The 24,839-nt window shown below is 55.0% G+C and carries 24 protein-coding genes; 12 read left to right on the top strand and 12 right to left on the bottom strand.

Features of this window, described 5'->3' with window-relative positions:
- Positions 1-5: 5 nt before the first annotated feature.
- From G5B47_RS20470 to G5B47_RS20460, 3 genes are all read right to left on the bottom strand, one after another.
- Positions 6-2,102 carry a peptidoglycan D,D-transpeptidase FtsI family protein gene (locus tag G5B47_RS20470; protein ID WP_165102102.1) on the bottom strand — a complete coding sequence of 699 codons (2,097 nt, stop codon included), beginning with the start codon at positions 2,100-2,102 and terminating at the stop codon, positions 6-8.
- Positions 2,103-2,144: 42 nt separating this feature from the next.
- Positions 2,145-3,287: a transglutaminase domain-containing protein gene (locus tag G5B47_RS20465; protein WP_165102100.1), complete on the bottom strand. Its 1,143-nt coding sequence runs from the start codon at positions 3,285-3,287 to the stop codon at positions 2,145-2,147.
- Between the two features lie 79 nt (positions 3,288-3,366).
- A complete protein-coding gene (locus G5B47_RS20460) occupies positions 3,367-3,816 on the bottom strand; it encodes a hypothetical protein (protein WP_165102202.1) in 450 nt (149 codons plus the stop codon).
- A gap of 396 nt (positions 3,817-4,212) precedes the next feature.
- On the opposite strand from G5B47_RS20460, the gene G5B47_RS20455 reads away from it, so the two are divergent.
- Both G5B47_RS20455 and G5B47_RS20450 read left to right on the top strand, forming a co-directional pair.
- A complete protein-coding gene (locus tag G5B47_RS20455) occupies positions 4,213-5,409 on the top strand; it encodes an MFS transporter (protein ID WP_165102097.1) in 1,197 nt (398 codons plus the stop codon).
- 544 nt (positions 5,410-5,953) lie between these two features.
- Complete coding sequence (locus G5B47_RS20450; protein WP_165102095.1) at positions 5,954-6,301, top strand: toprim domain-containing protein; 348 nt, start codon at positions 5,954-5,956, stop codon at positions 6,299-6,301.
- A gap of 117 nt (positions 6,302-6,418) precedes the next feature.
- Here the strand turns inward: G5B47_RS20450 and G5B47_RS20445 are convergent, their stop codons facing one another.
- Together G5B47_RS20445 and cyoE are read right to left on the bottom strand one after the other, a co-directional pair.
- Positions 6,419-7,036 (bottom strand): SCO family protein, encoded by a 618-nt coding sequence (locus tag G5B47_RS20445; protein WP_165102092.1) that lies wholly within the window; start codon positions 7,034-7,036, stop codon positions 6,419-6,421.
- A 15-nt stretch (positions 7,037-7,051) separates the two neighbouring features.
- Positions 7,052-7,990: a heme o synthase gene (gene cyoE / locus G5B47_RS20440; RefSeq protein WP_165102089.1), complete on the bottom strand. Its 939-nt coding sequence runs from the start codon at positions 7,988-7,990 to the stop codon at positions 7,052-7,054.
- Positions 7,991-8,250: 260 nt separating this feature from the next.
- On the opposite strand from cyoE, the gene G5B47_RS20435 reads away from it, so the two are divergent.
- Together G5B47_RS20435 and G5B47_RS20430 are read left to right on the top strand one after the other, a co-directional pair.
- Positions 8,251-9,255: a metal-dependent hydrolase gene (locus tag G5B47_RS20435; RefSeq protein ID WP_165102086.1), complete on the top strand. Its 1,005-nt coding sequence runs from the start codon at positions 8,251-8,253 to the stop codon at positions 9,253-9,255.
- A gap of 170 nt (positions 9,256-9,425) precedes the next feature.
- Positions 9,426-9,593: a hypothetical protein gene (locus G5B47_RS20430; RefSeq protein WP_165102083.1), complete on the top strand. Its 168-nt coding sequence runs from the start codon at positions 9,426-9,428 to the stop codon at positions 9,591-9,593.
- Between the two features lie 72 nt (positions 9,594-9,665).
- Here G5B47_RS20430 and trpS read toward each other — a convergent pair whose 3' ends face one another.
- A complete protein-coding gene (trpS, locus tag G5B47_RS20425) occupies positions 9,666-10,652 on the bottom strand; it encodes a tryptophan--tRNA ligase (RefSeq protein ID WP_165102080.1) in 987 nt (328 codons plus the stop codon).
- A 502-nt stretch (positions 10,653-11,154) separates the two neighbouring features.
- Here trpS and G5B47_RS20420 point away from each other — a divergent pair.
- Entirely contained in the window at positions 11,155-12,132 is a 978-nt protein-coding gene (locus tag G5B47_RS20420) for an aldose 1-epimerase (RefSeq protein WP_165102077.1), read from the top strand.
- 262 nt (positions 12,133-12,394) lie between these two features.
- Complete coding sequence (locus G5B47_RS20415; protein ID WP_025336329.1) at positions 12,395-12,631, top strand: alpha/beta-type small acid-soluble spore protein; 237 nt, start codon at positions 12,395-12,397, stop codon at positions 12,629-12,631.
- 117 nt (positions 12,632-12,748) lie between these two features.
- On the opposite strand, the gene G5B47_RS20410 is transcribed toward G5B47_RS20415, so the two are convergent.
- A complete protein-coding gene (locus G5B47_RS20410) occupies positions 12,749-13,156 on the bottom strand; it encodes an O-methyltransferase (protein WP_165102074.1) in 408 nt (135 codons plus the stop codon).
- Positions 13,157-13,456: 300 nt separating this feature from the next.
- Positions 13,457-15,256, bottom strand: a complete 1,800-nt coding sequence (locus tag G5B47_RS20405; protein ID WP_165102071.1) for a M3 family oligoendopeptidase — start codon at positions 15,254-15,256, stop codon at positions 13,457-13,459.
- Positions 15,257-15,518: 262 nt separating this feature from the next.
- On the opposite strand from G5B47_RS20405, the gene G5B47_RS20400 reads away from it, so the two are divergent.
- Together G5B47_RS20400 and G5B47_RS20395 are read left to right on the top strand one after the other, a co-directional pair.
- Complete coding sequence (locus G5B47_RS20400) at positions 15,519-15,701, top strand: YycC family protein (RefSeq protein WP_165102068.1); 183 nt, start codon at positions 15,519-15,521, stop codon at positions 15,699-15,701.
- A complete protein-coding gene (locus tag G5B47_RS20395; protein ID WP_025336333.1) occupies positions 15,698-15,928 on the top strand; it encodes a hypothetical protein in 231 nt (76 codons plus the stop codon). The genes G5B47_RS20400 and G5B47_RS20395 overlap by 4 nt, the downstream gene beginning before the upstream one ends.
- 43 nt (positions 15,929-15,971) lie before the next feature.
- Here the strand turns inward: G5B47_RS20395 and G5B47_RS20390 are convergent, their stop codons facing one another.
- Positions 15,972-16,682: a DUF2225 domain-containing protein gene (locus G5B47_RS20390; protein ID WP_165102200.1), complete on the bottom strand. Its 711-nt coding sequence runs from the start codon at positions 16,680-16,682 to the stop codon at positions 15,972-15,974.
- A 29-nt stretch (positions 16,683-16,711) separates the two neighbouring features.
- On the bottom strand, positions 16,712-17,101 hold the full coding sequence (locus G5B47_RS20385) for a globin domain-containing protein (RefSeq protein WP_165102065.1): 390 nt from the start codon (positions 17,099-17,101) through the stop codon (positions 16,712-16,714).
- A 516-nt stretch (positions 17,102-17,617) separates the two neighbouring features.
- On the opposite strand from G5B47_RS20385, the gene ylbJ reads away from it, so the two are divergent.
- From ylbJ to G5B47_RS20370, 3 genes are all read left to right on the top strand, one after another.
- Entirely contained in the window at positions 17,618-18,886 is a 1,269-nt protein-coding gene (ylbJ, locus tag G5B47_RS20380; protein WP_165102062.1) for a sporulation integral membrane protein YlbJ, read from the top strand.
- 194 nt (positions 18,887-19,080) lie between these two features.
- On the top strand, positions 19,081-19,884 hold the full coding sequence (locus G5B47_RS20375; RefSeq protein ID WP_165102059.1) for an NAD kinase: 804 nt from the start codon (positions 19,081-19,083) through the stop codon (positions 19,882-19,884).
- Between the two features lie 398 nt (positions 19,885-20,282).
- On the top strand, positions 20,283-21,734 hold the full coding sequence (locus tag G5B47_RS20370; protein WP_165102056.1) for a S41 family peptidase: 1,452 nt from the start codon (positions 20,283-20,285) through the stop codon (positions 21,732-21,734).
- A 124-nt stretch (positions 21,735-21,858) separates the two neighbouring features.
- On the opposite strand, the gene G5B47_RS20365 is transcribed toward G5B47_RS20370, so the two are convergent.
- Together G5B47_RS20365 and lipA are read right to left on the bottom strand one after the other, a co-directional pair.
- On the bottom strand, positions 21,859-22,530 hold the full coding sequence (locus G5B47_RS20365; protein ID WP_165102053.1) for a YutD family protein: 672 nt from the start codon (positions 22,528-22,530) through the stop codon (positions 21,859-21,861).
- Positions 22,531-22,573: 43 nt separating this feature from the next.
- Positions 22,574-23,476, bottom strand: coding sequence for a lipoyl synthase (gene lipA / locus G5B47_RS20360; protein ID WP_165102050.1), 903 nt, complete (start codon positions 23,474-23,476; stop codon positions 22,574-22,576).
- Positions 23,477-23,716: 240 nt separating this feature from the next.
- Here lipA and G5B47_RS20355 point away from each other — a divergent pair, with 240 nt between their 5' ends.
- Positions 23,717-24,817: a M23 family metallopeptidase gene (locus tag G5B47_RS20355; RefSeq protein ID WP_235950146.1), complete on the top strand. Its 1,101-nt coding sequence runs from the start codon at positions 23,717-23,719 to the stop codon at positions 24,815-24,817.
- Positions 24,818-24,839 lie beyond the last annotated feature (22 nt).

The raw sequence follows: 24,839 nt of genomic DNA, 5'->3' as shown, positions 1-24,839 counted from the left end.
TTCCTTTAGTTCGTACCTGTTGCGCCGCTCTCGTCAGGACTGCCGCTTTGACCCGCGGATTGCTGCTGGAGACTCTTTTTCGGCACACCATCCAGCCCGTACTCCCAGTCGTAAGCGTCAAAAATCTTCCGCGCCACCGGCGCGGCGCTGTTCGAGCCGAAGCCCCCTTCGGGGATCACGACGGCAACGGCCAGCTTCGGATTCTCTCTCGGCGCGTAGGCGATGAAGACGCCGTTGTCTTTTAAATCACCTCTCGCCGCCTGCTGCGAGGTTCCCGTCTTGCGGGCAAAGTCGTAAGGGAATCCGTCAAACGCGCTGACGTCACTGTTCATCCCCCGCTTAACCTCGTTCCAGTAAGCATCGTCCATTTTGACGGTATTCAGTACCTCACGTCCAAACGTCGTGACCACTTTACCCGAGGGATCCGTAATTTTGCTGACAAGATGCGGTTTGATCCGCTCACCCTTATTGGCCAGGGTAGAAGCATATTGGGCAAGCTGCAGCGTGGTGTAAGCTCCCTGTTGACCAAAAGAGGCGTAAACCAAAGCTGCCTGGGCACTGCCTGCCGCCTTTAGATTCGTATAGTTGATTCTTCCCAGAAACTCATTGGGCAGATCAACTCCAGTCGACACGCCCAGTCCAAACTCCTTCATATATTTGTCCCATACTTCGATGCCTTTGGAGGCATATTTGTCATACAGTCTCTTACCAACCATATCAACCATAAAAACGTTGGAGGAATGCTCAATAGCCAAGGCGGGGTCCATTCCTCCATAGACGTGGCCGGAGGCGTTCCGAACCTTGGTTTCATGGCCTGCCTTACCGAAGGAAGTAATCCCCCTATCCGTGTACCAAGTGGAGGTCGTGAAGAGTCCCTCGTTTAGCCCAATCAATACGCTTAACGGCTTGACGGTGGAGCCCATCAGAACGGTCGATTCAAAATTATTGCCCGATCTCCCGGACGAAAAAGGAGTTATCGTGCCATTCTGATAGTTGGTGATGTCCAGGATTTTCGAAATACTTCCGTCAGTCCACGCATTCGTATCATAATCCGGCATGCTCGCCATGGCCACGATATTTCCGGTGTCGACCTCCATCGCGACCGCGTAGCCCGTTATGGCATTGGGATGCGTTTTGCCCTGAACCGGGTGCGTATGCAGCCATTTGATCTGGTCCGTTATTGCCTGCTGGGTCTTGAGCTGCACATTTTTGTTGATTGTCATCCAGATGTCATTGCCCTTTATTGGAGGAACGACCTTCTCGACTTTTTCCGCCATGTTCTGCGGATTGATGGAAATCTCCTGATATCCGTTCTGCCCGCGAAGCTCGCGCTGGTACTGAAGCTCAAGACCGTCGAAGCCGACGAATTCATCGTCTTTATAAGTGAGGCCCGCTGTCGGATCCTTTTTCATCGCGTTTAGAACGTTCTGGTAAATGGGAAGACTGTTGGAATTCTTGAACAGCTTGATATACCCGACACTCTGAACGGCCACCTTATCCTTGTCGTAATGCCGCACGTTCTCTTCTACAACTTCCAGGCCGGGATATTCATCCTTGTGCTCCATAAAATAAGCGACTTCCCTGGAAGAAAGTCCCACTTTTATCCGGCGGGGCGTATAGCCGTTGTATTTTCTGAACTCCAGATCGAATGAATCCTTGACCTCTTCCACCGTCATCTTCTGCTCGCCTGGATCGCCCAGCCGATTGAACTTATCCACCAGGTCAGCCGCCAACTTGTCGGCCTTCGCCTTGGCTTCCGGAGTAAAATCCGTTTTGCCGGTATCCTTGTCCGTCTTTTTGGCGGTGTACTCCTTGGTCAGTGTAATGTACAACGACTGAACGGGTGTCGAGTAGGCGATCTTCTCGCCTCCAGCGGCGAGGATCGAACCCCGCATGGCGGCCAGCGGCACATCTTTCGTATCCCGGTTCGTCTCCACTTCGGTCAGCGTCGGTCCTTCCACAAATTGCAGCACGGCAAGACGGATAATAATGACGCAAAAGATGATAAAGGTGCTGAAAAAGAATACATTGATCCGCAGCGCCAGGGTGCTTTTGCCGTTGGTCTCGTCCGAGGTCGAGCCCTGCTTGCGAAAAAGGCTCACTTTGTTCTCTCCTTTATGATTAAAATAATTAAAATAAATGCCTTAAAGCACACTTTCCTTCATATGGGTGGAGTCAAAATCCGGCGGATTGAACCAGTTTCCGCTCTTGGCCCATGTGGAGTCCAGAGGAATCCACGCCTTCCGCTCGGCGATATACACCTCGTTCCAGGCATGCGGCCCGTATCCGCCCTGACCGTCATAGCCGCGGCCGGTCACCACCCGCACATCAAGGCCCTGCGATCGGGCCATCATGGCATACAGCCGGGCATAGTCGATGCATACGCCAAGCCTGGTATTGAAGGTATCCTGCGGCGTCTGTTCTTTCCATATCCGATTCTGCTCATAGTTCTCGGCTTTGGCATAATCGTAGGAAATTCTGCTGCCGACCCAATCGTAGAGCAGCCGGGCTTTCTCCTCGTCGTTCTTCGCGTTCCCCGCGATGTCCTCCGCCGCTCCGGCAATATCCTTGGGTACATCCCGGTCGATGATTTCGTATTTGCGCCGGAGAATTTCGTTCATCTCGTCGGCGACCGCCTTGGTCAGCACCGGCAGATGGTCCTGCACCGTGGTACCGGCCACGGGCTTGATCACGGATTCGACGCCCTGCCGGTACACCGGCGACTCTTCCACGTAGCGGGACAACCCGCTGCTTGGACTCAGTCCGGTCCAGACATACAGCGCGATGATGATCAGGAGGCAGCGGACGGCGCCGATGAACAGTCCGATGCCCGCACCGCCGAGGCGGCTTGCTGCCGAAATTCTCCGGCCAGGCAGACCGGGCCGCCGGCTCCGGGGAAATGGCAGCAGCGGGACCAGCAGCCCCAGGATGATCCGAATGAGGCTGTAGCCCAGGATCAGCAGGAACAGGAACCGCAGCAGCGGAAGTCCCGCAAGCGCCGACACGGCAGTGTAATAAAGCTGCTGCCACTGCTTCAGCTCTCCTGCGGGCGCGGTTGTTTCAGCCGCCCACGTTTGAACGTACGGCGAGAAATACGCCGCGGCCAGCGCGGAGAGAACCAACGCCGCAATCGTCGCAATGCCCGAGCCGAGCAGCCCGAACAACCTGCCCGCGGACAGGGAAAATCCCCGGAACCAGCCCTGAATCAACGAAAAGGCGGCAACAACCAGCAATAATAGCGTGATGATATTGGCATCGCGCAGGCTCTGCAGCCATTCGTTCAACATGTCTTCCCTCCTGCTCTAACACCTGTCTTGTATTTAGCTGCGGCTATGATTAATCCGGTACCGATCGTTCTTAATCCCTTTATTGACCCGTTCCCTGCGCTTTCCGCGCTTCATTGATGAAGCTGCGCAGCGTATCGTTCACGCTCCACTGACCGAGGCTGACGCCGCGGAAGGTTACGCTCACCTTATCCTCGCCGGCCTTGCCCTTCACCTCGATATTGGGCGTCGTAATCGTAAAGGTTCCGTCTTCATTCGCGGTGTAGACAGCATCCTTCGCTTCCTTCAGCATTACACTCTGGGCTTCGGTCTTCAGCGTGTCGACCGTTCCCTCCTTGACCTTATTCACGGCATTTCCGATCTGATCTATGGTAACGCCGCTGTAGATGAGCAGCCCTGCGACAATGACAATGGCGATCGCCCATTTCAGCACCGTTTTGACCAAATTGACAACAGCGAACAGCAGCACAAGCCCGATAACGATCACGAGCCAATTTTCTCTAATAAATTGCGACCACACCTGAGTATCCATCAATCCTGCAACACGCTCCTGTACCTATTTGCCCCGGGCTCCGCTCTGTACGGTTTCGCTTAAGCGCAATTGCCACGGATATTGATTATTATACATGATCATTCCGCATATTTCACAAATCGGTCTATATAAGTTGAACTTAAGATTTTCCCATCAGATATCAGTCGTAACTACGAGAAACGTTTGGACTTCCGGCCGCTGCCCATCTCCAGATTTCTTGATTTAAACCGCTCCTCGCGGATCTTATATTTTAAAAAACCAGCATATGCCGTCCCGCCCTCACGTAAAGTACAAGTAGCGATTGTCCACACCTTCCGGGAAGGTGTCTCTTCATTTTTCATTTCTGTCCGCCCTGACCTGGCAAGCCTGGGACGGCTCATGGAGGTGCACAGCCGCTTGAAGACCGCACTCTGGCTCTATCTGTTCTTGTTTCTGGCCTACTTTGATCTGCATGCGCAGTATCCCGTTCTGACCCCCTTCGCCATCTCGCTGGGCGCCGGTCCTGCCTTTATCGGCTGGATGATGGGCATGTATTCGCTTACGCATCTCCCCGGCAATCTGCTGGCCGGCGTGCTGATCGACCGGAAGGGCAGCCGCCGCTATATCGTCTACAGCCTGATCGCCGCGGGCGTAATCCTGCTGTTCCAGGCGTATGCCCGTCTGCCGTGGCATCTGCTGCTTCTCCGGGCGGCGAGCGGCTTTGCGCTCGCGTTCCTCTCCCCCGCCTGCATGTCGCTGCTCGCCTCGCTGTCAAGCGATTCGGAGAAGCAGGGGAAGTACATGTCCGGGCAGGGGATCGTGCATACGCTCGCTTCCGTCCTTTCACCGGCAGCCGGCGCTTTCATCGTAGCCAAAGCCGGCTTCTCAGGCACGTTCCTGAGCCTGGGCTGGCTGCTGATCGCTACCGGCGTAATGGCGTTCTTCAGTGTGCCAAGGGCTGCAAGGAACCAGCCGGCGAAGGCGGTAAGCGCAGCGGCGGAAGACGGGCACGCCAAAGCGCTGATTTCGCCGGAAGCCGCTTCAACGAAGCTGGTTCCCTTGCGCTTTCTCCTGCTGCCTTTCTTCATTGCAGCCGCACAGGGCGTACTGTTCTTTGAGCTCCCCTTGTCGCAGGCAGCAAACGGAAACAAGGGCATTCTTTCAACGGGAATTTTGCTTTCGCTGCTCAGTCTCGGCGCGCTCGTCACGTTGAGCATGCTGTTTATGAACCGCCTGCCCGCTCTATGGCGGATCGGCGCGGCGCTGCTTGGCATGGCGCTCTGCTTCTTCGGCCTTGCCGCCGTCCCCGGAATCCCTCCGGCGGTCATTCTGTTTCTGATGGGCACCGCAAAGGGCGTGCTGTTCCCGGCCTTAGCCTCGCTATTCATCAGCATCGGCGGACCCGGGCGTATGGGGCGAATCTTCTCGCTGCAGTCCATCGCCACTTCCCTCGGGGCCTTCGCCGGCCCTGTCGCGGCCGGACAGCTTCGGGGGTTCGTTTCGCCTTACTTCATCGCCTTCGTTCTGGTGATGCTCGCCCTGCTGATTATCCCGCTTCCAGGATCAGGCAAGCTGTCCGCCTACCGTCCCGATTGGGAAGGTCCGGCGATTTGATCTATACGCAGTACAGCCGCCTCCCTAAAGTCGAGTCTTGCCGTCCGTCGTTAAATGGGCAGGGACACAAACCCGGTAGATAAATCGACATATAATACATCGTAGTCAAGAATCCACTGCGAAAGAGAGTTGATTTACAATGACGAATCCCTGCTGCCCTAAACCCGTTGTGGCTCCGGTTCAAACCGCTCCGGTGTGTCCGACTTCTACCGGCGTTATTCTGGTCCTCTACGTTCTGCTCGTCATCATCCTCAAAACATGCTGGCTATAAGACACGGACTCTGCTCTCTATAGCGCATATTCCACGAAATCATCCGGACAGCCGTCAGGCTCCGGATGATTTTTTTACTGTCCATGTACGGGTTTCAAGCTGCGAGATAAAATTCGCGGCAGATTCCGGCGGATGATGCGACATTTCCCGGGGAATGACTACAATCCTGCGGCCGCTTCTGTTAAAAGTGACAAACCTTAGGTAATATATAGTTAAAGGCCCGGCAGCCGTCATGCCGCGCTTCCATTATCCGCCGGAGGTGACGCCGCCATCATGTCCATTACCATCATTGTCGAAGGAAAGAATGACCGCAGCCGGTTAAGGCGTCTGCTGAAGCCCGAGATCGACATTCTGTGCACCAACGGCACGCTCAATACGCTCAAGCTGGAGGCCCTGCGCAAACAAGTTGGAGATAATGAAGTCTACCTTTATATGGACAACGACAGCTCCGGCAAAAAAATACGCGGCGTCCTGCGCGAAGCTTTTCCCGACGCCGAGCATATCTACACCCGCCGCGGTTACGCCGGAGTCGAAGGCACGCCCGATGAATACAATATTGCGCAGCTTGAAAAGGCGGGGCTGGAAGAATTCATTATCTATCCCGAGCCGCTGCCCTACTGAAGCAGCCCGAGTCCTTATTTCCACAAAAAACGCCTTTTTCCGCTCCTCCCCTCCATGTCGGCACAAGGGAAAAACGAAAAAGGCGCGTTTCCAAACAAAGCTTACAAATCCAAAGCGTTACTCGCGGGCGAGCTTGTTCACCGCATCCGCCAGAAATTCCGGGGTCACCTGGTCCGTGTCGCCGGCATTGTACAAGGCGCGCAGCCGGTTCTCCCGGTCCACCAGCCCGATCAGGTTCGCGTGGGCGAAATTGTCCTTGCTGTTCCCTGCGATCAGGATTTTGAACGAATCGGCCGCCAGATTCCGCACCTTCTCCTGATCTCCGCGCAGAAAGTACCAGCCGTCATAGTTCGCATGGAAACGGTCGGCATACGTCTTGATCGCTTCGCGCGTATCGTTCTGCGGGTCGAATGAGATGGAGAGAAAGGCCGCATCTTTGCCAAAGCTGCCGTCCTTGATCAGCAATTTCTGAGTCTGCGACAGGGTAAAGGTCGTAACGGGGCATACATCCGGACACTGGGTAAAAAAGAAATAGACCAGCCGCACCTTGCCCTCCGTATCCGACAGCGTCACCGTGTCACCGTTTACATTTTCAAGGGAGAAGTCATGCACTTCCCCGATAACCGGGAGCTTCCCCGTTCGGGAAGACCAGGAGCTTGCGGCCAGATAGGCCGCCATGGCCAGCGCGAGCAGCAGCATCAGCCAAGTCCATTTGTACCGTAAGAGGATGCGCATGATCTTCTCCCTTCGTTATCCGTTAATCGTATTGAGCACCATAGCGATCAGGCTGAGCGTCAAATAATTAATGGAGAAAAAGAAGTTCTGCTTCGCCCAGGCGTCATCATCCTTTGCCCAGAGGCCTTTCAGCGTCAGATAAAGCCAGGTGACGGAGAGTCCAGCGGAAACAATCAAATAAAAAATGCCGGCGTAATGGTACACATACATGTACACCGAAACCGGAACGAGCAACGCAACATAGGGAATCATCTGCAGCTTGGTGCGCCGCGTGCCTTTCACGACCGGAAGCAGCGGAAATCCGGCGGCGCGGTACTCTTCCTTGCGGCGGATGCCAAGCGCCCAGAAATGTGGGGGCTGCCACAGGAACAGCATTGCGAACAGCAGCCAGGCGCCAAGATCGACCCTGCCCGTTACGGCAACATAACCGATCACCGGCGGCATTGCGCCGGAAATGGCGCCGACCGAGGTGCTCCAGGTGGAGGTCCGCTTCAGCCAAAGGGTATATACTACAACATAGACGAACATGCCGACGATTCCCAACAGACCCGCCAATACTCCGGAAAAAACGAACAGCGAGACGAGTCCGGCGATTCCGAGCCCTGCAGCGTAGACCAGAACCGTATTCGGCTTCAAGCGGCCGGTTGGCAGACCCCGCTTCTTGGTCCGTTCCATTTTCATATCCAAATCGCGGTCGAAGTAGTTGTTGAACACACAGGCCGAAGCCATCACAAGCATCGTGCCGATGAGGGTCAGGATCAGTTTACCGTAATGGACGTCCCAACCGGAGGCCAGCCAGAAGCCCGCGAACGCGGCGATCAGATTCGACCGGATAATGCCCGGTTTGGTTACCGTAATGAAATCGCGCCATGTGGCGCGTTCGGCTTCAGGGGGGAGTTTGGCGGACATGGCCGCGGATTCGGAAGAGGCTTGATATCTCCATTGATTATCCACGTATATGAGTTCCTCCTTAATGCTCCGCCTTTAAGACGGAACGTACTTGCAAGCCTGTTTCGTAGTTTATACTGACGAATATTAACCTTCCGCTGTTAACTTTATCATAACAAACGGCAAAATACTTTGACAATCATTGACCAAGATGTTCATCAATTTGACAATTGCGTGACGGAAAATATTTCAGTTGAACATAAATATTAAGGAGTTAAAATGGGTAGTTATTAATAGAGAACTTCCGTACAAAGGAGAACTGCGCTATGGATACCGCTACACACTTCGTTATGGGTTTTGGACTCGCGGGGCTCTCCTTCGTCGATCCCGCCGTCTCCTCGCAGCCGATGCTGGCGGGAGCCGTCATGCTGGCCACCGTTATCGGCTCTCAGGCCCCGGATGCCGACACCGCTCTTCGGTTGAAGAGCAATGCGGTTTATATCCGAAATCACAGGGGAATCACTCACTCCCTTCCCTTTTTGCTTCTGTGGCCCGGGCTTATCACAATGGTGCTTAGTCCGATTTTCGGACTGAACGATGCGCGCTCCGTCGGTCATCTTGCCCTCTGGAGCTTTATCGCCGTTGCCATTCACGTGTTTAGCGATTTATTCAACACGTACGGCACCCAAGCGGCCCGGCCGATCACGGAACGCTGGATTGCCTGGAACATTATCCATATTTTCGATCCCTTTATTTTCGGTACTCACGTAGCGGCTATCGCGCTGTGGGTTACAGGCCTGATCCCGCCAGCTCCCTTGTTCGTCACACTGTACATCATCATCGTCCTGTACTACATCTGGAGAATCGTGGCGCATGCCCGGATCACCCGAAGCATCAAGCTCAAAGACATCAAGCATGACCCCAGCGACAAATATATCGTCATCCCCACGATCAAGCCAAGGCGCTGGAATGTCGTCAAGGCCAAGAAGGAAGGCGACTACTATGTCGGCCAGCTCAATTACGGACGTCTGGAGTGGTTTAAGCACGCGGTCAACTCCCGGCATCCGGCCGTGGAACACTCCAAGTCCCACCCGGATATCCAGGCATTTCTGTACTTTACTTCCTATGCCGTCGCCGAGGTGGAGGAATTGTCTTCGGGTTATATTGTACGCTGGGGAGACGTCCGTTATTTGCACCGCAAGCAATTTCCGTTTGTCGCCGTGCTTGTCATGGATCACCAATATCACCCGCTTCAGACTTATGTGGGCTGGCTCAGCAGCGAGAAGCTGGACGAACGGTTCGCCATTGAGCCCGGGTCGATGAAAGTATAAATAAGCGTCAAACTTATCCATATAAAAAAATCCCGAAGCCTTTCATGGCGCTCCGGGATTTTTAGTGTCAACCGACCTTATTTCATTATAGAATATTCTATTATTGGGCAGCCGCCTTGATCCAAGCCCGTTCGGGCTTCGAAAGGCCTGCCTCGAAACGGAGGCATTCCATGAGTAAAGGGCTCTCGCTATGGTTCGCGCTTTCTTCGATCCTGCTCCTCGCCGCAGCCTCCATCGCCCTCAGCTACCGGCTGTGGATGGCGCTCCTGTTGGGCGCCTTATGCATGCTCAATATCGGCTGGGGATTCATCATCAAAGCCCGCAGCGAAAGGGAATGACAAGCGTACGCTGCTAAGAGCGCAGACTATAAAGGCAGGGAGAATGCCGGGGTTCAGAAGAGGCCAACGGGCTTAACGCGCCGGCAGGAACCCCATCCGATCCTTGACCCCGGCCAGCGTTACCGACGCCACGGCCCGGGCGCGCTCGGCTCCCGACGCGAGGATGTCGGTAATGGCGCCGGAGCTGCGGATCTCGCGGTAGCGCTCCTGAATCGGCTCCAGCGTCGCCACGACGACTTCAGCCAGATCCTTTTTGAAGCCGCCGTACATCTGTCCTTCATAGCGTTCGGTGATTTCCGCAAGCGACAGCCCGGAGCATTCCGAATAAATGCTCATCAGATTGCTGACCTCCGGCTTGTTGGCCGGGTCGTATACGATTTCCCGTCCGGAGTCCGTAGTCGCCCGGCTGATTTTTTTGCGGATGACATCCGGGGAATCGAGCAGGGCGATGTAGCTGCCTGCGTTCGGGTTGCTCTTGCTCATTTTCTTCCGCCCGTCATCTAGCGACATGATCCGTGCGCCAACCTTCGGAATATACGGCTCCGGAATGGTGAAGAACTCGCCGTAGCGGTGGTTGAAACGCCCCGCCAGATCGCGGGTAAGCTCCAGATGCTGCTTCTGGTCTTCGCCCACCGGAACGAGATCCGCGTTGTACACCAGAATATCGGCGGCCATCAGCGCCGGGTATACGAACAATCCCGCGCCCACGGTGTCCTTGCCCGAGGATTTGTCTTTAAACTGCGTCATCCGTTCCAGTTCGCCCATCGCAGTGAGCGTCGTCATAAGCCAGCCCAGTTCGGCGTGCTGGGGCACATGGGACTGCAGGTACACATTGGACCGGGCGGGATCGATGCCCGCCGCGATGAACAGCGCGGCTACTGCTTCGGATTGCTCACGCAGGCTGGCCGGTTCCTGCGGTACGGTGACGGCATGCAGGTCTACCACCATAAAATAACACTGGTGCTCTTCCTGAAGCTTGACGAAATTTTTCATCGCGCCGATATAGTTGCCGAGCGTCAGCGAGCCGCTGGGCTGTATGCCGGACAGAACTTTTTTCATAGTATATCTCCTCCGATTCAAATTCATGATGATTGGCCTAAAAAAAACGCAAAAAAGCCTCACTCCCAAGGGACGTGAGACCGTGGTGCCACCCTTATTTGCCGCTGCAGCCTTTCTGTTGCGCTTACCGCCTGGAAGCGTCATGAAATGCTGCAAACCGCCTTAAGACTTCCTGTAACGGGGAAGAACCGGCCGGTCTACCAGGGAGAATTCTCCCGTTCGATCGCGGCGCTCAGGGGTCCATTCATCCGGGAGGCATTCTCCGGTTCGCATCACCCACCGGCTTTCTGATGACCTGCCACTCCCGCCTACTTATCCCCGTCATCGCATTGACAACATCGTTAACTGAGTTCATCATAGAGCCCGGAGAGCAGGTTTGTCAAATGAGTGTTTAGCGAAATAACGAATTCTTTAACCGCGCGAACATAAATCTGTTATGATAAGGATATCGTGTTCACATCTATATTTTCGAATCAAGCGTACGAAAAAAGGAGCATGGATCATGAAACAGGTGACCAAAGGGCAATGGTGCGGTTATGACACTTACATTTTGCACAGCCGCGATTTGGAAGTCACGCTGCTGCCGCGTCTCGGCAACAACGTAATCTCCCTGTGGGACCGAAAGGAAGGGCGGGAGGTTCTGCGCCGGCCGGAAGAGGCGGATCTGGATTTCTATATGCAGAAGCCCTATCATTTTGGCATTCCGCTCCTGATTCCGCCAGGACGAATCTCCAAGGGACAATTCGAATTTGAAGGCGCACATTACCAATTTGACCGCAACACCGCCGGCGACAATCATATTCACGGCCTGCACCGGACACAGTCCTGGTGCGTCAGCGATATTGAGGAAGACGATGAGGGCTGCGCGGTAACCACCGAATTCAAGACGACGGACGATCCCCACTGGATGCAGCAGCTGCCGGCTCCGCTTCAATTCGAAATGACCTTCCGGCTGCAGGATGCGGTTCTGTATCAGACCCTGAAGGTGACCCATCTCGGCAACGGACGGAGCATCCCTTTCGGGATCGGCTATCACACCTGGTTCATGATTGACGGAGAGCCGCAGCGGTGGAGTCTGAAGTTGCCCGTAGAGAGCATCTACGAGCTGAATGACCAGCTTCTGCCCAGCGGAAAGGTGCTTCCGCTCGGCCCGCTCGAAGCCCTGAATGAAGGCATGAACCTGCAGGGGACCAATTTCGACACCGCTTTGCGGATCGGCGCGAAGACCCCCGTTCAGGCACTGCTGCTTCGTGACGACGGCTACGGACTTCGATACAGCGGCGACGGGAACTATTTCCGTCATTGGGTCGTTTATACGAAAGGACCTGCCGACCAGTATCTCTGCGCCGAGCCGTACACATGGCTTCCGGACGCGCCCAACGTTTCCCGGGACCCGGAATTCACCGGACTGCTGACGCTTTCTCCCGGCAAGAGTCTCGAACTAAAAACCACAATTGAAATCATATATCCCAAAGAATGAAATAATCGTGGTATTACAAATACCGCAAGCAGCGCCAAGAGGGCAATCCGCCGCTACAAACCGGGTTGCCCTCTTGCTGTATTCCGCAGCCGGTATTAGCTTGGTAAGGACGCGGCGTTTCCAAGGAAAAATCCGCAGCTGACGCGTGAATTCGCCGTCTTTTTATACACTTATTCCCAGCCTTTGAACCTTTCTTTATCATGCATGAATTCCCGCCTTCGCGCTCATACTATCTCTACCAAGGACGAAGGAGGTGACACACATGGGTCAAGTAGGTCAAAACCAAGGTCGCAGCAGCCGTTCCAACAACCTGGTCGTTCCTCAAGCAACCGCTGCGCTGCAACAACTGAAACTTGAAGCGGCGCAAGAGCTTGGAGTAACTATTCCTCAAGACGGTTACTATGGTAACTACACTTCCCGCGAAACCGGTTCTCTGGGAGGGTATATCACCAAACGTCTTGTACAACTGGCAGAGCAACAACTCTCCGGTCGTGTGTAATGCATAGTCCATCGTTTTTATTCAGCCGGTCCGAATAGGCCAGCCGAACAGCTAGTCAGCCTCCCGCTTCGCTGAAGCGGGGGCTTTTTCAAATACAAGTATGAATGAACAGCGAAGTTATCCGCAATAATGATCAGTCTCGGCCTGCGTGTTCCGGGGATAGCGGATCATCAGATTAGCCATGTTGTAATTGGATTCCATTACGGCGTCGACCATTACAACTCCCTGCCTTACGGCAAATTCATAGCTGATTTCGCCATGCGTCCACCGCCGTTTGAATTTCAGACTTTCCAGCGCCATCAGGCGAAACGAGGACAGCTGCCCGGCGGTAAGCCCCTCCCCCTTGTCGGTGAATGTGCCGCTGCGTCCGGATAGAGGATTATGGCGGATACCGAATTTGCCAATGACATTATTTCGTATTTGTACAAATACGGTCCCGGAAGACAATCCCGACAATTCCTCCTGAAGCTCTTTAAACACCAGATCCATCTGCCTCGCCAAAGACAATTGTTCCGTCTTAAGCATATCTTTCCTCCTCTTTATACATACAGCCTTACTGCCTAAGGCTTAGGACTCATTATAGGATATCGGACCGAACCGTACAACAATTATCAACATAATTGGGTTATTATCCCTATAAATGCGCATTTTTCAACGTTTTCTTTCATCTTCCTTGCTTATAATCGATTGTTTTCGACAAATATCCATGAAAAACGACCCCCACAATGCTACGCATCGCAAGGGTCGTTCATATTCGCACAGTAAAAACGCAACCGAATGTGCTTTTTTTCCTCAAATCTTACTAACTTTTGCGTAAATCTGAAGTCAAGCTAAATGCTTCGTCATCTCCAGGAAGGCAGAAATGTCTTCAAGAATCAGATCGGCGGCTCCCTGCCAGAAGTCCGGCCGGGTCAGATCGACGCCCAGGTGCTTGCGCACCAGATCCTCAAGCGTCATGACGCCGGTATCCCGCAGCAGCGCATCGTACTTATCCGCGAAGGACGGCCCTTCCTGCAGAGCAAGGCGGTATAGCCCCGTGCTGAACATATAGCCGACTGTGTACGGGAAATTGTAGAACGGCACGTCGGTAATATAGAAATGCAGCTTCGACGCCCAGAAATGCGGATGGTAGCCGGACAGCACTCCGCCGAACGCTTCCTTCTGCGCCTCCACCATAAGCGCGGAAATCTCCTCGGCGCTGACCAGTCCCCCTTTGCGCTTCTCATAGAACCTTGTCTCGAACAGGAAGCGGGCATGGATGTTCATAAAAAAGGCGACGCTGTTCTGAATCTTCTCCTCCAGCAGCGCCAGCTTCTCTTCATCGCTGTCCGCCGCCTTGACCTGGGCGTCCGATACGATTACCTCGGCGAAGGTTGAGGCCGTTTCAGCTACGTTCATGGCGTAGTTCTGATTCAGCACCGGCTGGTCATCCAGCAGGAAGGAGTGGTAGGCGTGGCCCAGCTCATGCGCCAGCGTGGCGACATTGGAAGGCGTGCCGCTGTACGTCATAAAGATCCGGGATTCATTTATCAGCGGGAACGAGACACAGAAGCCGCCGGGACGCTTACCCGGCCGGTCCTCGACCTCGATCCAATCGCTGTCGAACGCGCGCTCGGCGAATTCCGCGAGCTTTGGGCTGAACTTGCGGAACTGGGTGACGATTTCTTCCGCCGCCCGGTCGTAAGGAATCTTGCCCGAGGATTTCGCCAGCGGGGCTTCCACGTCCTCCCAGCTGAGCGATTCAAGTCCCAGCAGCTTGGCCTTGCGCTCCAGGTACGAGATGAGGACCGGCTTGCTCTTGACGATGACATCCCACATGGCGTCCAGCGATTCGCGGGTCATGCGGTTGATGCTGAGCGGCTCCTTCAGCACATCGTCCCATCCCCGGCGCTCATACAGCTTCAGGCGGAAGCCTGCAAGATGGTTCAGCGTGTCGGCGGCGTAATCGGCGACGCCTTCCCACGCCTGCTCCCATTTGGCGAACATTTCCTTGCGCGCCTTATTGTCATTGACATGCAGCTTGTTGAAGGCTTGGCCCGCCGACAGCTTCTTCTCTCCATCCTCGTCGGAGTAGGGGATGGCAATTGAGCTGACGATCGTCTCATAGTGCTCGCTCCAGCCGTGATAGCCGTCCACCGCGAGTTCAAGCGCCAGGCTCTCGAGCTCAGGGCTCATTTTCTCGCGGGCCAGGTCCCGGCTTTCACTCAGCACGAACGACAGCGGAGCGATTTCGGGCCGGGCCATCCATTCTCCCCATACCTCGTCACCGGTCTGGCGCAGTACATTCTCGAATTCCGACGTTACGCCCTGAAACCGGGCGCTGAGCCCGGCCACGGTGCCCGAGAGACGGACGGCTCCTTTATCCTGCTGGTTCTGCGCGCCAAGGCATCCCGCGAACTCCGATGCCTGAACCAGCCGCGCGGTACAGCTCTGCAGCAGATCGATCACACCGTCAAGCGACCGGGTCGACTCCAGATCGGCCGGAGCCTGCACGGCTCTTACCTTGTCCGCAAGCGTGCCGATATCCTTTTCCAGATCGCTTAAGAAGCGTTCAAACTCGGGAGAAGACGATCCTCCCGGAAAGAGAGAATCGAGTTCCCAGGTTAAAGACAACGGCTGTTTCATCTTCTATCACCATTCCTTTACAAATGATCCATTCCCCGGAACTGTTCATGCAACATTGCTTTGTCATCTGCCGCATCCCATGGTAAAGTGAATAACACACCTTACCTTTAAGCATTGCGCAGAGATCCGGAGCTCCTGCTTATTCATCGTAATCCAAAGACGGGAATGCTTCAACTCGTCTACAGCTTGTACACCTAAGCGTTCGAATCCGGGTGCTGCCAAATGCCCATTTCATTTTCAAAAGGACAGGAGGATTTAAACCATGCGGCCACTTCAAATTTCGCCGGAAACGGCCTTGACGCTCTCCAAGCAGCTGGGTGTGCCCCTTGAACACTTGATGCATATGCCCCAGCATATTTTATTGCAAAAAATAGCCGAGCTATCCAAAAAAAATACGGAAGACGGTAACGCGGAAGACGGCGGTGAAGGCAAGGACAAAGCATGATTCCATTCAGCCACGCCTGGCCTTATGAAATCATATTGGGCGATGTGTACGTCCAGTCCTGTCCATTCTGCCATACGGAGAACGTGCTTCTCCCCATGAAACCAAAAGAGCTGCAGAGTGTCCGGGAAGGCAAGAAGAAACTGCTTGTCTTCCCGTGCTGCAGCGAAAGGCCCGTCGTCGTGGACAGCGACGGCGATTATTTGTTGTTCGACCGGGCGGTGCGCTAAAGCACCGCCTCTTTTTTATGGTGATAACCAAGCAGGTTCCCCGTTACGCCCCCGTCAGAGTCGTTCCCGCAGCCGGACCGCTCTCTTCCCCGAGCATCTGCTCGCGGAGGACCGACCACTGCTCGCGCGCTGCTCGAATCATCGAAGCATCCATAATCCGCCGGTCGTTGATCAGACGGGAGAACCATTTGACGGCCTCGGAGAACTGGCCGATCCGCCGGTAGATCTCGCCGATCAGGAACATCAGCCGCGCATCATTCCCGCCAACTCCGTCCTGTTCAAACACATGGATATAGGACTCCAGCGAATACTGGAGAAAGCGCTGCTCCTGCCCGTTATCGCCTTGATAACGGTAGAGCCAGGCAATATGGTGTAGAAGGCTTGCGACGATGCGCTCTTTGTCGTGAATGAACTGCGCGCAGAGAAGCGCCAGCTTATAGGTCTCCATTGCTTCCGCCCAGCTGCGCTTGCCTCCGAAATCCCGGGGCTGCCACCGGCTGCTGATCCGCTCGTTAATCGCCTTCCGCTGCCAATCGGCCAGCCTGGACACGGAGTTCTCCGTAGAGGCGAAGCCGCACGAGGGACATACCCGGACAACATAGTAATCCGGATTCTCTTCCTTGTAGTAGGCGCAGAAATCGGCATCCCGGCGAAAAGCCCTCTTCAGGCTCGGACGCACTCTGGACGTTTCAAATTCATGTTCACAGTTGCAGCACACTACTTTGATCGTATACAAAGGCTCCAAATAGGTCATATGCCTCATTCCTTTCTCGTCCGTCACGCTTATTCTGCTGCGGGGGGCATGTTGACGAAGTGGCGGGCCGGACCTGCCAGCCGCTGTAGTACAAAAGTCCGAAGCGGCTCCTCTACGCCGGTTTCCTCCAGCGCCTCTCCCATGCAGGCCAGCCACTCTTCTGCCCGGTTCTCCGTAATCGGCACATGCATATGCCTCGCTCTCATCATGGGGTGTCCGTGCACCTCGGAATACAGCGGCGGGCCGCCGAAGAATTGGGTCAGGAAGCGGTACTGCTTATCCATAACGGGAGAAATATCGGCCGGAAAAAGAGGACCAAGCCGCGGGTGGGCCTGCACTTTGCCATAAAACACTTCCACCAGCCTGCGCAGTCCTTCGGCTCCCCCAAGATTTTCATATATGCTTTCATTCGGATTCATTGAAGTAACCAACTTTCCGCCGTTTTTAATTATATCGGCCTATTGATTATAACAAATTAGGGGTCATTCGACATCTTTCGCACTAAATTTTACTTATGACAAAAAACCCTTACACAGTAAACAAGACCCGTTCGGAGATATTGTTCTGTGAAAAGGTGCCTATGAGTAATATTCCCCCTAATAAGTGAAAAAAGACGCTAAAAAAGCCAAAAAAGACGCTAAACAAATGTTTAGCGTCTGCAGCATATTAATAGGTCCGCCAATCCTCATCGCCGGGAGAGACGAGGGAGGCCCGGATGACATAAACAAAGGCGCAAACGAGAACGCCGGCAACTACGCTCATCATCATCACTCCATCCCTGAATTTTGAAGTTTTCGAAAGGGTGCTTTAATTAATTTTTATATTACCATAAATAAAGCGAAAATGCACTCCCGTTTGTAACCGCTTTCCTATATTTTTTTGGGATGTTTGTCCCTAGTACCGCATATCTTACCATAGACCGGGAGGCGTAAATTATGACCTTGAACAAGTTAAAGGGGCCGTTTCTGGCGCTGGTGCTCGCCGGCTGCATGCTGCTTCTGCTGCTTCATCCCGAAGCCGCCCTTAGCGCCGCGCTGCGCGGGCTGGCCATCTGGTGGGATGTGCTGTTTCCGTCGCTCTTTCCCTTCTTTGTCATCTCCGAGCTCATGCTTGGCTTCGGAGTCGTCCACCTGTTCGGCGCTCTGCTTGATCCGCTGATGCGCCCGCTGTTCCGTATCCCCGGAAGCGGCGGCTTTGTAATGGCGATGGGCTATGTGTCCGGCTACCCGGTAGGCGCCCGCCTGACGGCCAAGCTCCGGGAGCAGAATCTGCTAACCCGGGTGGAGGGCGAAAGGCTTGTGGCCTTCACGACGTCCTCGGACCCGATCTTTCTGCTGGGCGCCGTATCGGTCGGCTTCTTTCAGAATGCCGCTTTGGGTCCCTGCCTGGCAATCGCCCATTACGGCAGCGGCCTGCTCGTCGGACTGCTGATGTCCTTTCACGGGCGCAAGGAAGAGGCGGACGCCGCGGCCACGCCCAGGTCCGTGGCGGAACGGACAGCCTCCCGCTCGGCCACGCCGCCGCCCTCCAAAGCGGGGGGGATTCGCGCCGCCCTCGCCTCCATGGCCGAGGCCCGCCGCCGCGACGGGCGTTCATTTGGAGAGCTTCTGAAGGAGGCGGTACAATCCTCTCTGCACCTTATTATTGTCGTAGGCGGCCTGGTTGTATTCTTCACAGTGCTGATGGAGCTGCTGAACCGGGCCGGAGTGATGTCCTTCCTCATCTCGCTGACGGGAGGACTCTTATCGCTCTTCCGTTTCCCCGCCGGGCTGAACGAGGCGATTACCAGCGGCTTCTTCGAGGTTACGCTTGGCGCCAAGGCCTCCGGAACCGCGGCGGCCGCGCTCCCTTTCAAAGCCGCCGCGGCCGCCTTCATTCTCTCCTGGGGAGGCCTGTCCGTGCACGCTCAGGTCGCGAGCATATGGAACGGCACCGGGCTTCGCTATCTGCCGTTCATGACCGCCCGCTTCCTGCATGCCTTCCTGGCGGCCGGATTTACGCTACTTCTCTGGCGGCCGATGATGGAGGCATCCCCGGCGCTGGCTTTCCCGTGGACGCCCGTTCCCGGACTGTATCCGCCCGCCGCAGGATTCGCGCTCCTTCCCCTCCTGCTCGCCGGCACTCTGCTGCTGTCGCTTGCAACGGCTGCCACCGGCAGGGTTCTGCGGCTTCTGCGTCCGCGCGGAAGCCGCCCCCGGAGCTGAATTTGCGGGACCTTTAGAAAGGGCCGCCGCCGCCCGGGCCGCTCCCCTCCTGTGATAGCCTCCCTTGCCGAACCGGGCAGAGCGGCCGCTGCTTCATGGGCGCTTTATCCTTTTGATCCGCCAAACATTGTGTTCCGGACTCAGATTGATTATGATCGGTGTATGACAGAACCTAACAAAGGAGTCTATTCACCTTGAGATATTATGTCCTGGACCGCGGCGATCAACTGTCCATTGATCTCAGCGAACAATTTCACAAGCTTGCGAAGGAGCGGGGGCTGCAGCTCGACGCCGAGTCACCCGAAATCGTCGTTTCCATAGGCGGAGACGGCACAATGCTTCACGCCTTCCATACCTTCATTGACCGGATTCCCGAGCTGGCTTTCGTCGGCGTTCATACGGGCCATCTCGGCTTCTATGCGGACTGGCAGGCCGATGAACTGCCCGCCCTCGTCGATTATATGTCCGGAAACGGAGACCATCATCCGCATAAGCCGAAGATCGTTAAATATCCGCTGCTGGAGCTGGAGATCCACAGGAAATCAGGAACCTCTTCCCATATCGCCCTGAATGAGGCCACGCTGAAAGGGGTGGACGGCACGGTTGTTCTTCAGATCGACATCAACGACGAGACGTTCGAGATGTTCCGCGGGGACGGAATCTGCATTTCGACGCCCTCGGGAAGCACGGCCTATAACAAAAGCCTCGGAGGCGCAATGATCCACCCTTCCATCGAGGCTCTTCAGATTTCCGAGATCGCATCAATCAACAATCGGGTGTTCCGCACGATGGGTTCCCCGCTGGTACTGCCCAAGCATCACCACTGCGACATTTTTTCCTGCAGAGAACAAAAGCTGATGCTGACGCTGGATCACATCAACCATCCTATCGACGATCTGATTTCCATCCGGTGCCAGGTGTCGGAGAAAAAGATCAGCTTCGCCCGTTACCGTCCGTTTCCATTCTGGAGCCGGGTACGTTCGGCATTCCTTGTATAAGCAGCCTGCGGCAATCGCACGCGCATAGACCTGAAACGAGCCTGTGCGGCAGCCACCCCGGCTGTTGACGCAGGGCTTCTTTTTGCCTGCAATCTATCAGAACGACCGTGTTATGCCGATAGACATAGAAAGAGACCAAATGGTATAATGAGGCTATTTTACAAGAGGTTACATAAAAACATGCAGAAAATGGGATATTCCGATCTAAAAGACAATGAAGCGGCGGGGCCTCAGCAGACCTCTGCACTTACCGGAGAGGGGTTTACCGGCCCTGGAACGATTACATAAACGAAAATGACGGGAAATTCGGATAGACGGCACTTTATTAATCAGCAGCAGCTTTACCGTCTCCAATACAAAGGCAGGCGGACCAAATAATCCGTAAAGGACGTTATAAAATGACATTTAAAAAGTTAACAGCGGCGGCGGCCGGCACCTGTCTGGCCCTGTCGCTGGTTCTGTCTCCTGCAGCAATGGCAGCGGACAGCGCGCAGGCATCCGGCCAGGCTGCCCCGGATACCGATTTAATCTATGAGGTCATGCAGTATATCGAAGATTACAACCTGACCGGAGCCGACAAGGACGCTTTGATCCGCGCCGCGATCGACGGCATGGTGGAGTCGCTGAACGACCCCTATACCCAGTATTTCAGCAAAGTCGAGAGCAAGGAGCTGCAAAGTCAGCTGGCTCTGGATTATGTCGGCATCGGTGTCCAGTTGGTCTACTCGGGCAACGAACTTTATATCGAGCAGATCATGCCCGGATCGCCTGCCGAAAGCGCCGGACTGAAACGCGGTGACACCATTCTGAAGATCAACGGCGTGAAAATCAGTGAGCTCGAAAGCGACACCCTGAGCGGTAAGGCGGGCACCAAGGTGACGCTGCTCATCCAGCGCGGCGGCGTTTCCAAGACCTACTCCGTGAAGCGGGGAGAAATCGAATATCCGTCGGTTACCGGCAAAATCATAGGCCCCCAAATCGCCTATATCGAGCTGAACGGCTTCACGGAGGATTCCGATGAAGAATTTGCGGCCGTGCTCCAGAAAATGCGAGCTTCGGGAATGAAGTCCATGGTTCTCGATCTCCGCAACAATGGCGGCGGATATATGGATACGGCTTATAATATCGCATCCCAGTTTATCGACAAAGGGATTATGATGTACACGGCAGACAATTCGGGCGTTCTTACCCCGGTAACCATCACGAACGGGTCCAAAATCGATGTGCCTGTCATTATCCTGACGAATGAATATACCGCCAGCGCCTCCGAAGCGCTGACCGGAGCGCTGCACGACAATGATCTGGCCACGATAGTCGGTACCAAATCGTACGGAAAGGCCCGGATTCAAAGCCTGGTGGAGCTGTCGGACGGCGGCCTGCTGAAGCTGACAACGGAAAGGTATCTGACTCCGGATAAAGTCGATTTCAACCATATCGGCCTGACCCCGGATATCGAGGTTAAAGACGACGCCGCGCAGATTATCACCGCGCTTCGGCTTGCGGGCATGAAATCGATCGAAGCCGCGGGCGACAACCATATTCTCGACGTGAACGGTTCCGCTTTTTCCGGAAATGTCGGTCTGGTGAAGCAGGGAGGCCGCGTGTACGCTTCCTCCCGTGTGCTGACGGCGCTTGTTAATGGCACTTTGACCTGGGATGCCAAGAACAAGAAAGTCATCGTCGCCGCAGGGTCCGGCAAGACCTTCGGCTTCAGCGTCTCCTCTCAAGAGGCGCTCTCCCGGAACGGAGAAACGTTTATCGCACTCAACACCTTTACGAAAAAATTCCCAGCGGTAATCTGGAGCTTTAATCAGGCCCAGAACCGCCTGACGATTACTATAAAGCCTTAGGAGCAGCAATTTACGCCACTGAACTTATGCTAAAACAATAAAGGTGCCGCAAAGCGTTCATGGAACGAACGCCTTGCGGCACCTTTTATCGTCATCCCGGCTGCTAACAACGTTTCAAAGAACGTTACGACGGTCCCGAAGGACCTTGCGGCGGTCTTTGCTGGGAGGCTCTGCCCTGGGCTTCGCGGCCCTGATTCTCCCGGGACGGATTACCCTTCGGGTGGTTGCCCCGGCCTTGATGATCCCGGGACTGGTTCTCGCGAGGGCCTTTTCTGCTCTGGTAATCCCTGTTCCGGTTGTCTCTTCCGCGATCCTTGGCGGGTCTGTCTTTGGAAGTATATTCTCTGGACGGCACCTCTTTGGAAACGGCCGATTCCGCCTGAAACTTTCTTGAGGAAATCTGCGGAATGCCTTCCTCTCTGGCAGCGGCCGTCTGGGAGACCGGTCCTTTGTCCGGAATCTCCTTTGAAGCTTCGCCAGGCTCCTTGACCAGAATATCTTTGGCGTCCGGGTCCTTCGGAGCATCCTTCATCTTGCGGAGGACAAAATAGGCGCAGCCGAAGTTGCAATATTCATTAATGTAGTCGATCAGACCCGAAATGACCGTATCCCGGTTCGCCTTCGGATGATTATCCCGATAAAAGCCTTTCAGGCGCAGCTGGCTGTAGCCCCAATCGCCGACAATATAATCATAGCGGTCGAGCACCTCGCTGTATCTTCCACGGAAGCCCTCCGGATTCCAGCCCTCCTTATGGTTCACCATAAGCTCGTAACATTTGCCGCCAATAACGATCAAGCAAGACTCGCCTGCCTTTCACAAAAAAATATATGTCACGGGGTCAGTTCGTTACCGGCCGCCCTTCGCGGGCTTTTTCAGCCGATTGAACCTGCTCATGCGCATGATAGGAGCTGCGGACGAGAGGTCCCGATTCCACGTGACTGAAGCCGCGCTTCAATCCTTCTTCCTTCAGCCGCTGGAAATCCTCCGGCGGATAATATTTCACAACATCCAGATGCTGCGGGGACGGCTGCAGATATTGCCCCAGCGTCAGGATGTCGCAGTCGACCTCGCGCAAATCGTCCATCGCCTGCAGGATTTCGTCCCACTCTTCCCCGACTCCGAGCATGATGCTGGACTTGGTCGGAATATCCGGCTGCATTTCCTTGGCCCGGCGCAGCAGTTCGAGCGAGCGGCGGTATTTAGCCTTGGCGCGAACGCGGTCGGACATACGCTCGACTGTCTCGATATTATGGTTCAGAATATCGGGCTTACTGTCCATCACAATCTTAAGGCTGTCCCGGTCCCCGAGGAAATCGGGAATCAGCACCTCCACGCTGCACAGCGGCAGACGTTTGCGAATAGCGGCGACCGTCCCGGCAAAAATACTTGCGCCTCCGTCCTTCAGATCGTCGCGCGCCACACTGGTTACAACGCAGTGGCGCAGGTTCATGTTCTCCGCGGCTTCAGCCACCCGTTCCGGCTCCTGAAGATCCAGTTCGGTAGGCATCCCGGTGTTGACTGCGCAGAAGCGGCAGGCGCGGGTGCAAATGTCGCCCAGAATCATAAAAGTTGCCGTCCGGTTCGCCCAGCATTCATAAATATTCGGGCAACGCGCCTCTTCACAGACGGTATGTAAAGTTTTGGAGCGCATCATGCCTTTAATATCCTGATAATTATCGCCGGTTGTCAGCTTAATACGAATCCAATCCGGCTTGGGTTGTTTAGCATCTCTATTCTTCATGGTAGCAAACCCCTCTCCGACTGAATGTGAAAATGTAAAGTTACTGCCTTTCATTATAGCATGCGCCATCCGGAATTGCCTGCTTTTGTGAAAGAAGGGTGACAAAAGCAAAGCCGAACCGTTAGTGAGACCCCGGCTTCTTTTCGTTCCTCATGGATAAAAAATGCGATTTGGTTCAATCTAAAGGAAAAGCTGCTGCTGTAATCGCCCTTATATCCGTAAAAAGGAGGCTTGTAAACCTTGCCGTTCCTACGAACAAGAACGCAGCGGGCGCTGATCTCCCTGTCCGCTGCGGCCGCCCTATGGGGAAGCTCCGGCGGCGCAACCGCTGGAACCGCCCTTAATCCGCAACCCGGGAACAAAGGATTGTCTCATCAGGGAAACCGTATTGCGGTCCGGTCCGAAGCCGCTGCCGGAGATACTCTTGCCGCCCGCCAGCACCTATACGACCAATTGAGCGCAACCACCAATATTCCCTGGTACCGCCTGGCGGCCATCGACCAATATGAACGAACCCTTGCCAAAAAAGGAAAATCAATGACCGACGGGCCTCAACGTCTCATTGGAATTTCGGTTCCCGAGCCGATTTGGTGCGGTCCGCTGAATCCGGATCAGGAGGATACCTCTCCCTCGTCCATTTCCTTCTTTGACGGATTCGGACGCGACGGCTCGGGAGACGGCAAAGCCGATCTCCGAAACGACATTGACGTTCTTTACAGTATGGCTGCCTATCTCGCCAAATACGGAAACTCCGCCAGCGACTTCAACATCGCCGTCTGGGAGTATTACCACAACGGCCGCGCTTCCCAGCGCATCGACCAATTCTCCAAGCTGTATCGGCACTTTGGCCGGCTAGACCTTTCGGGGAGCGCTTTTCCGCTCCCGCTGGGCAGCACATACTCCTACCGGAGCACCTGGGGCAGCGGGCGAAGCTGGGGCGGCGCGCGCATACATGAAGGCACCGACCTGTTCACGCCCCACGGCGTCACCGTGCGGAGCACCTGCTACGGCGTTGTGGAGACCAAAGGCTGGAACCGCTATGGCGGCTGGCGGATCGGCATCCGCGACATTGAGAACCGCTACCATTATTACGCCCATTTGTCCGGCTTCGACAAATCGCTGTCCGCCGGCGATATCGTCATCCCCGGCCAGCAGCTCGGCTGGGCCGGCAGCTCCGGGTACGGCAAGCCGGGGACGCAGGGGAAATTCCCGCCCCATCTGCACTACGGCATCTACAAGGATCGCGGTCTTACGGAGTGGGCCTTCGATCCTTACCCGCTGCTGAAGCAGTGGGAGAATACCGAAAGAATAGCGCTGAAAAAGAACAAGAAGAGCCGCTGAGCAGAACCAGCGGCTCTTTCTC

It is taken from the genome of Paenibacillus apii (assembly GCF_011043685.1).
Taxonomy (GTDB): domain Bacteria; phylum Bacillota; class Bacilli; order Paenibacillales; family Paenibacillaceae; genus Paenibacillus_AQ; species Paenibacillus_AQ sabinae.
This window is presented reverse-complemented; position numbering and strand designations above follow the sequence as displayed.

Coding starts and splice junctions, on each gene's coding strand:
- G5B47_RS20435 (WP_165102086.1), top strand. CDS start 8,251: ATGGATACCGCTACACACTTCGTTATGGGTTTTGGACTCGCGGGGCTC.
- ylbJ (WP_165102062.1), top strand. CDS start 17,618: ATGACCTTGAACAAGTTAAAGGGGCCGTTTCTGGCGCTGGTGCTCGCC.
- G5B47_RS20415 (WP_025336329.1), top strand. CDS start 12,395: ATGGGTCAAGTAGGTCAAAACCAAGGTCGCAGCAGCCGTTCCAACAAC.
- G5B47_RS20395 (WP_025336333.1), top strand. CDS start 15,698: ATGATTCCATTCAGCCACGCCTGGCCTTATGAAATCATATTGGGCGAT.
- G5B47_RS20370 (WP_165102056.1), top strand. CDS start 20,283: ATGACATTTAAAAAGTTAACAGCGGCGGCGGCCGGCACCTGTCTGGCC.
- G5B47_RS20390 (WP_165102200.1), bottom strand. CDS start 16,682: ATGACCTATTTGGAGCCTTTGTATACGATCAAAGTAGTGTGCTGCAAC.
- G5B47_RS20430 (WP_165102083.1), top strand. CDS start 9,426: ATGAGTAAAGGGCTCTCGCTATGGTTCGCGCTTTCTTCGATCCTGCTC.
- G5B47_RS20385 (WP_165102065.1), bottom strand. CDS start 17,101: ATGAATCCGAATGAAAGCATATATGAAAATCTTGGGGGAGCCGAAGGA.
- G5B47_RS20420 (WP_165102077.1), top strand. CDS start 11,155: ATGAAACAGGTGACCAAAGGGCAATGGTGCGGTTATGACACTTACATT.
- G5B47_RS20400 (WP_165102068.1), top strand. CDS start 15,519: ATGCGGCCACTTCAAATTTCGCCGGAAACGGCCTTGACGCTCTCCAAG.
- G5B47_RS20465 (WP_165102100.1), bottom strand. CDS start 3,287: ATGTTGAACGAATGGCTGCAGAGCCTGCGCGATGCCAATATCATCACG.
- G5B47_RS20450 (WP_165102095.1), top strand. CDS start 5,954: ATGTCCATTACCATCATTGTCGAAGGAAAGAATGACCGCAGCCGGTTA.
- G5B47_RS20410 (WP_165102074.1), bottom strand. CDS start 13,156: ATGCTTAAGACGGAACAATTGTCTTTGGCGAGGCAGATGGATCTGGTG.
- G5B47_RS20460 (WP_165102202.1), bottom strand. CDS start 3,816: ATGGATACTCAGGTGTGGTCGCAATTTATTAGAGAAAATTGGCTCGTG.
- G5B47_RS20405 (WP_165102071.1), bottom strand. CDS start 15,256: ATGAAACAGCCGTTGTCTTTAACCTGGGAACTCGATTCTCTCTTTCCG.
- G5B47_RS20445 (WP_165102092.1), bottom strand. CDS start 7,036: ATGCGCATCCTCTTACGGTACAAATGGACTTGGCTGATGCTGCTGCTC.
- trpS (WP_165102080.1), bottom strand. CDS start 10,652: ATGAAAAAAGTTCTGTCCGGCATACAGCCCAGCGGCTCGCTGACGCTC.
- lipA (WP_165102050.1), bottom strand. CDS start 23,476: ATGAAGAATAGAGATGCTAAACAACCCAAGCCGGATTGGATTCGTATT.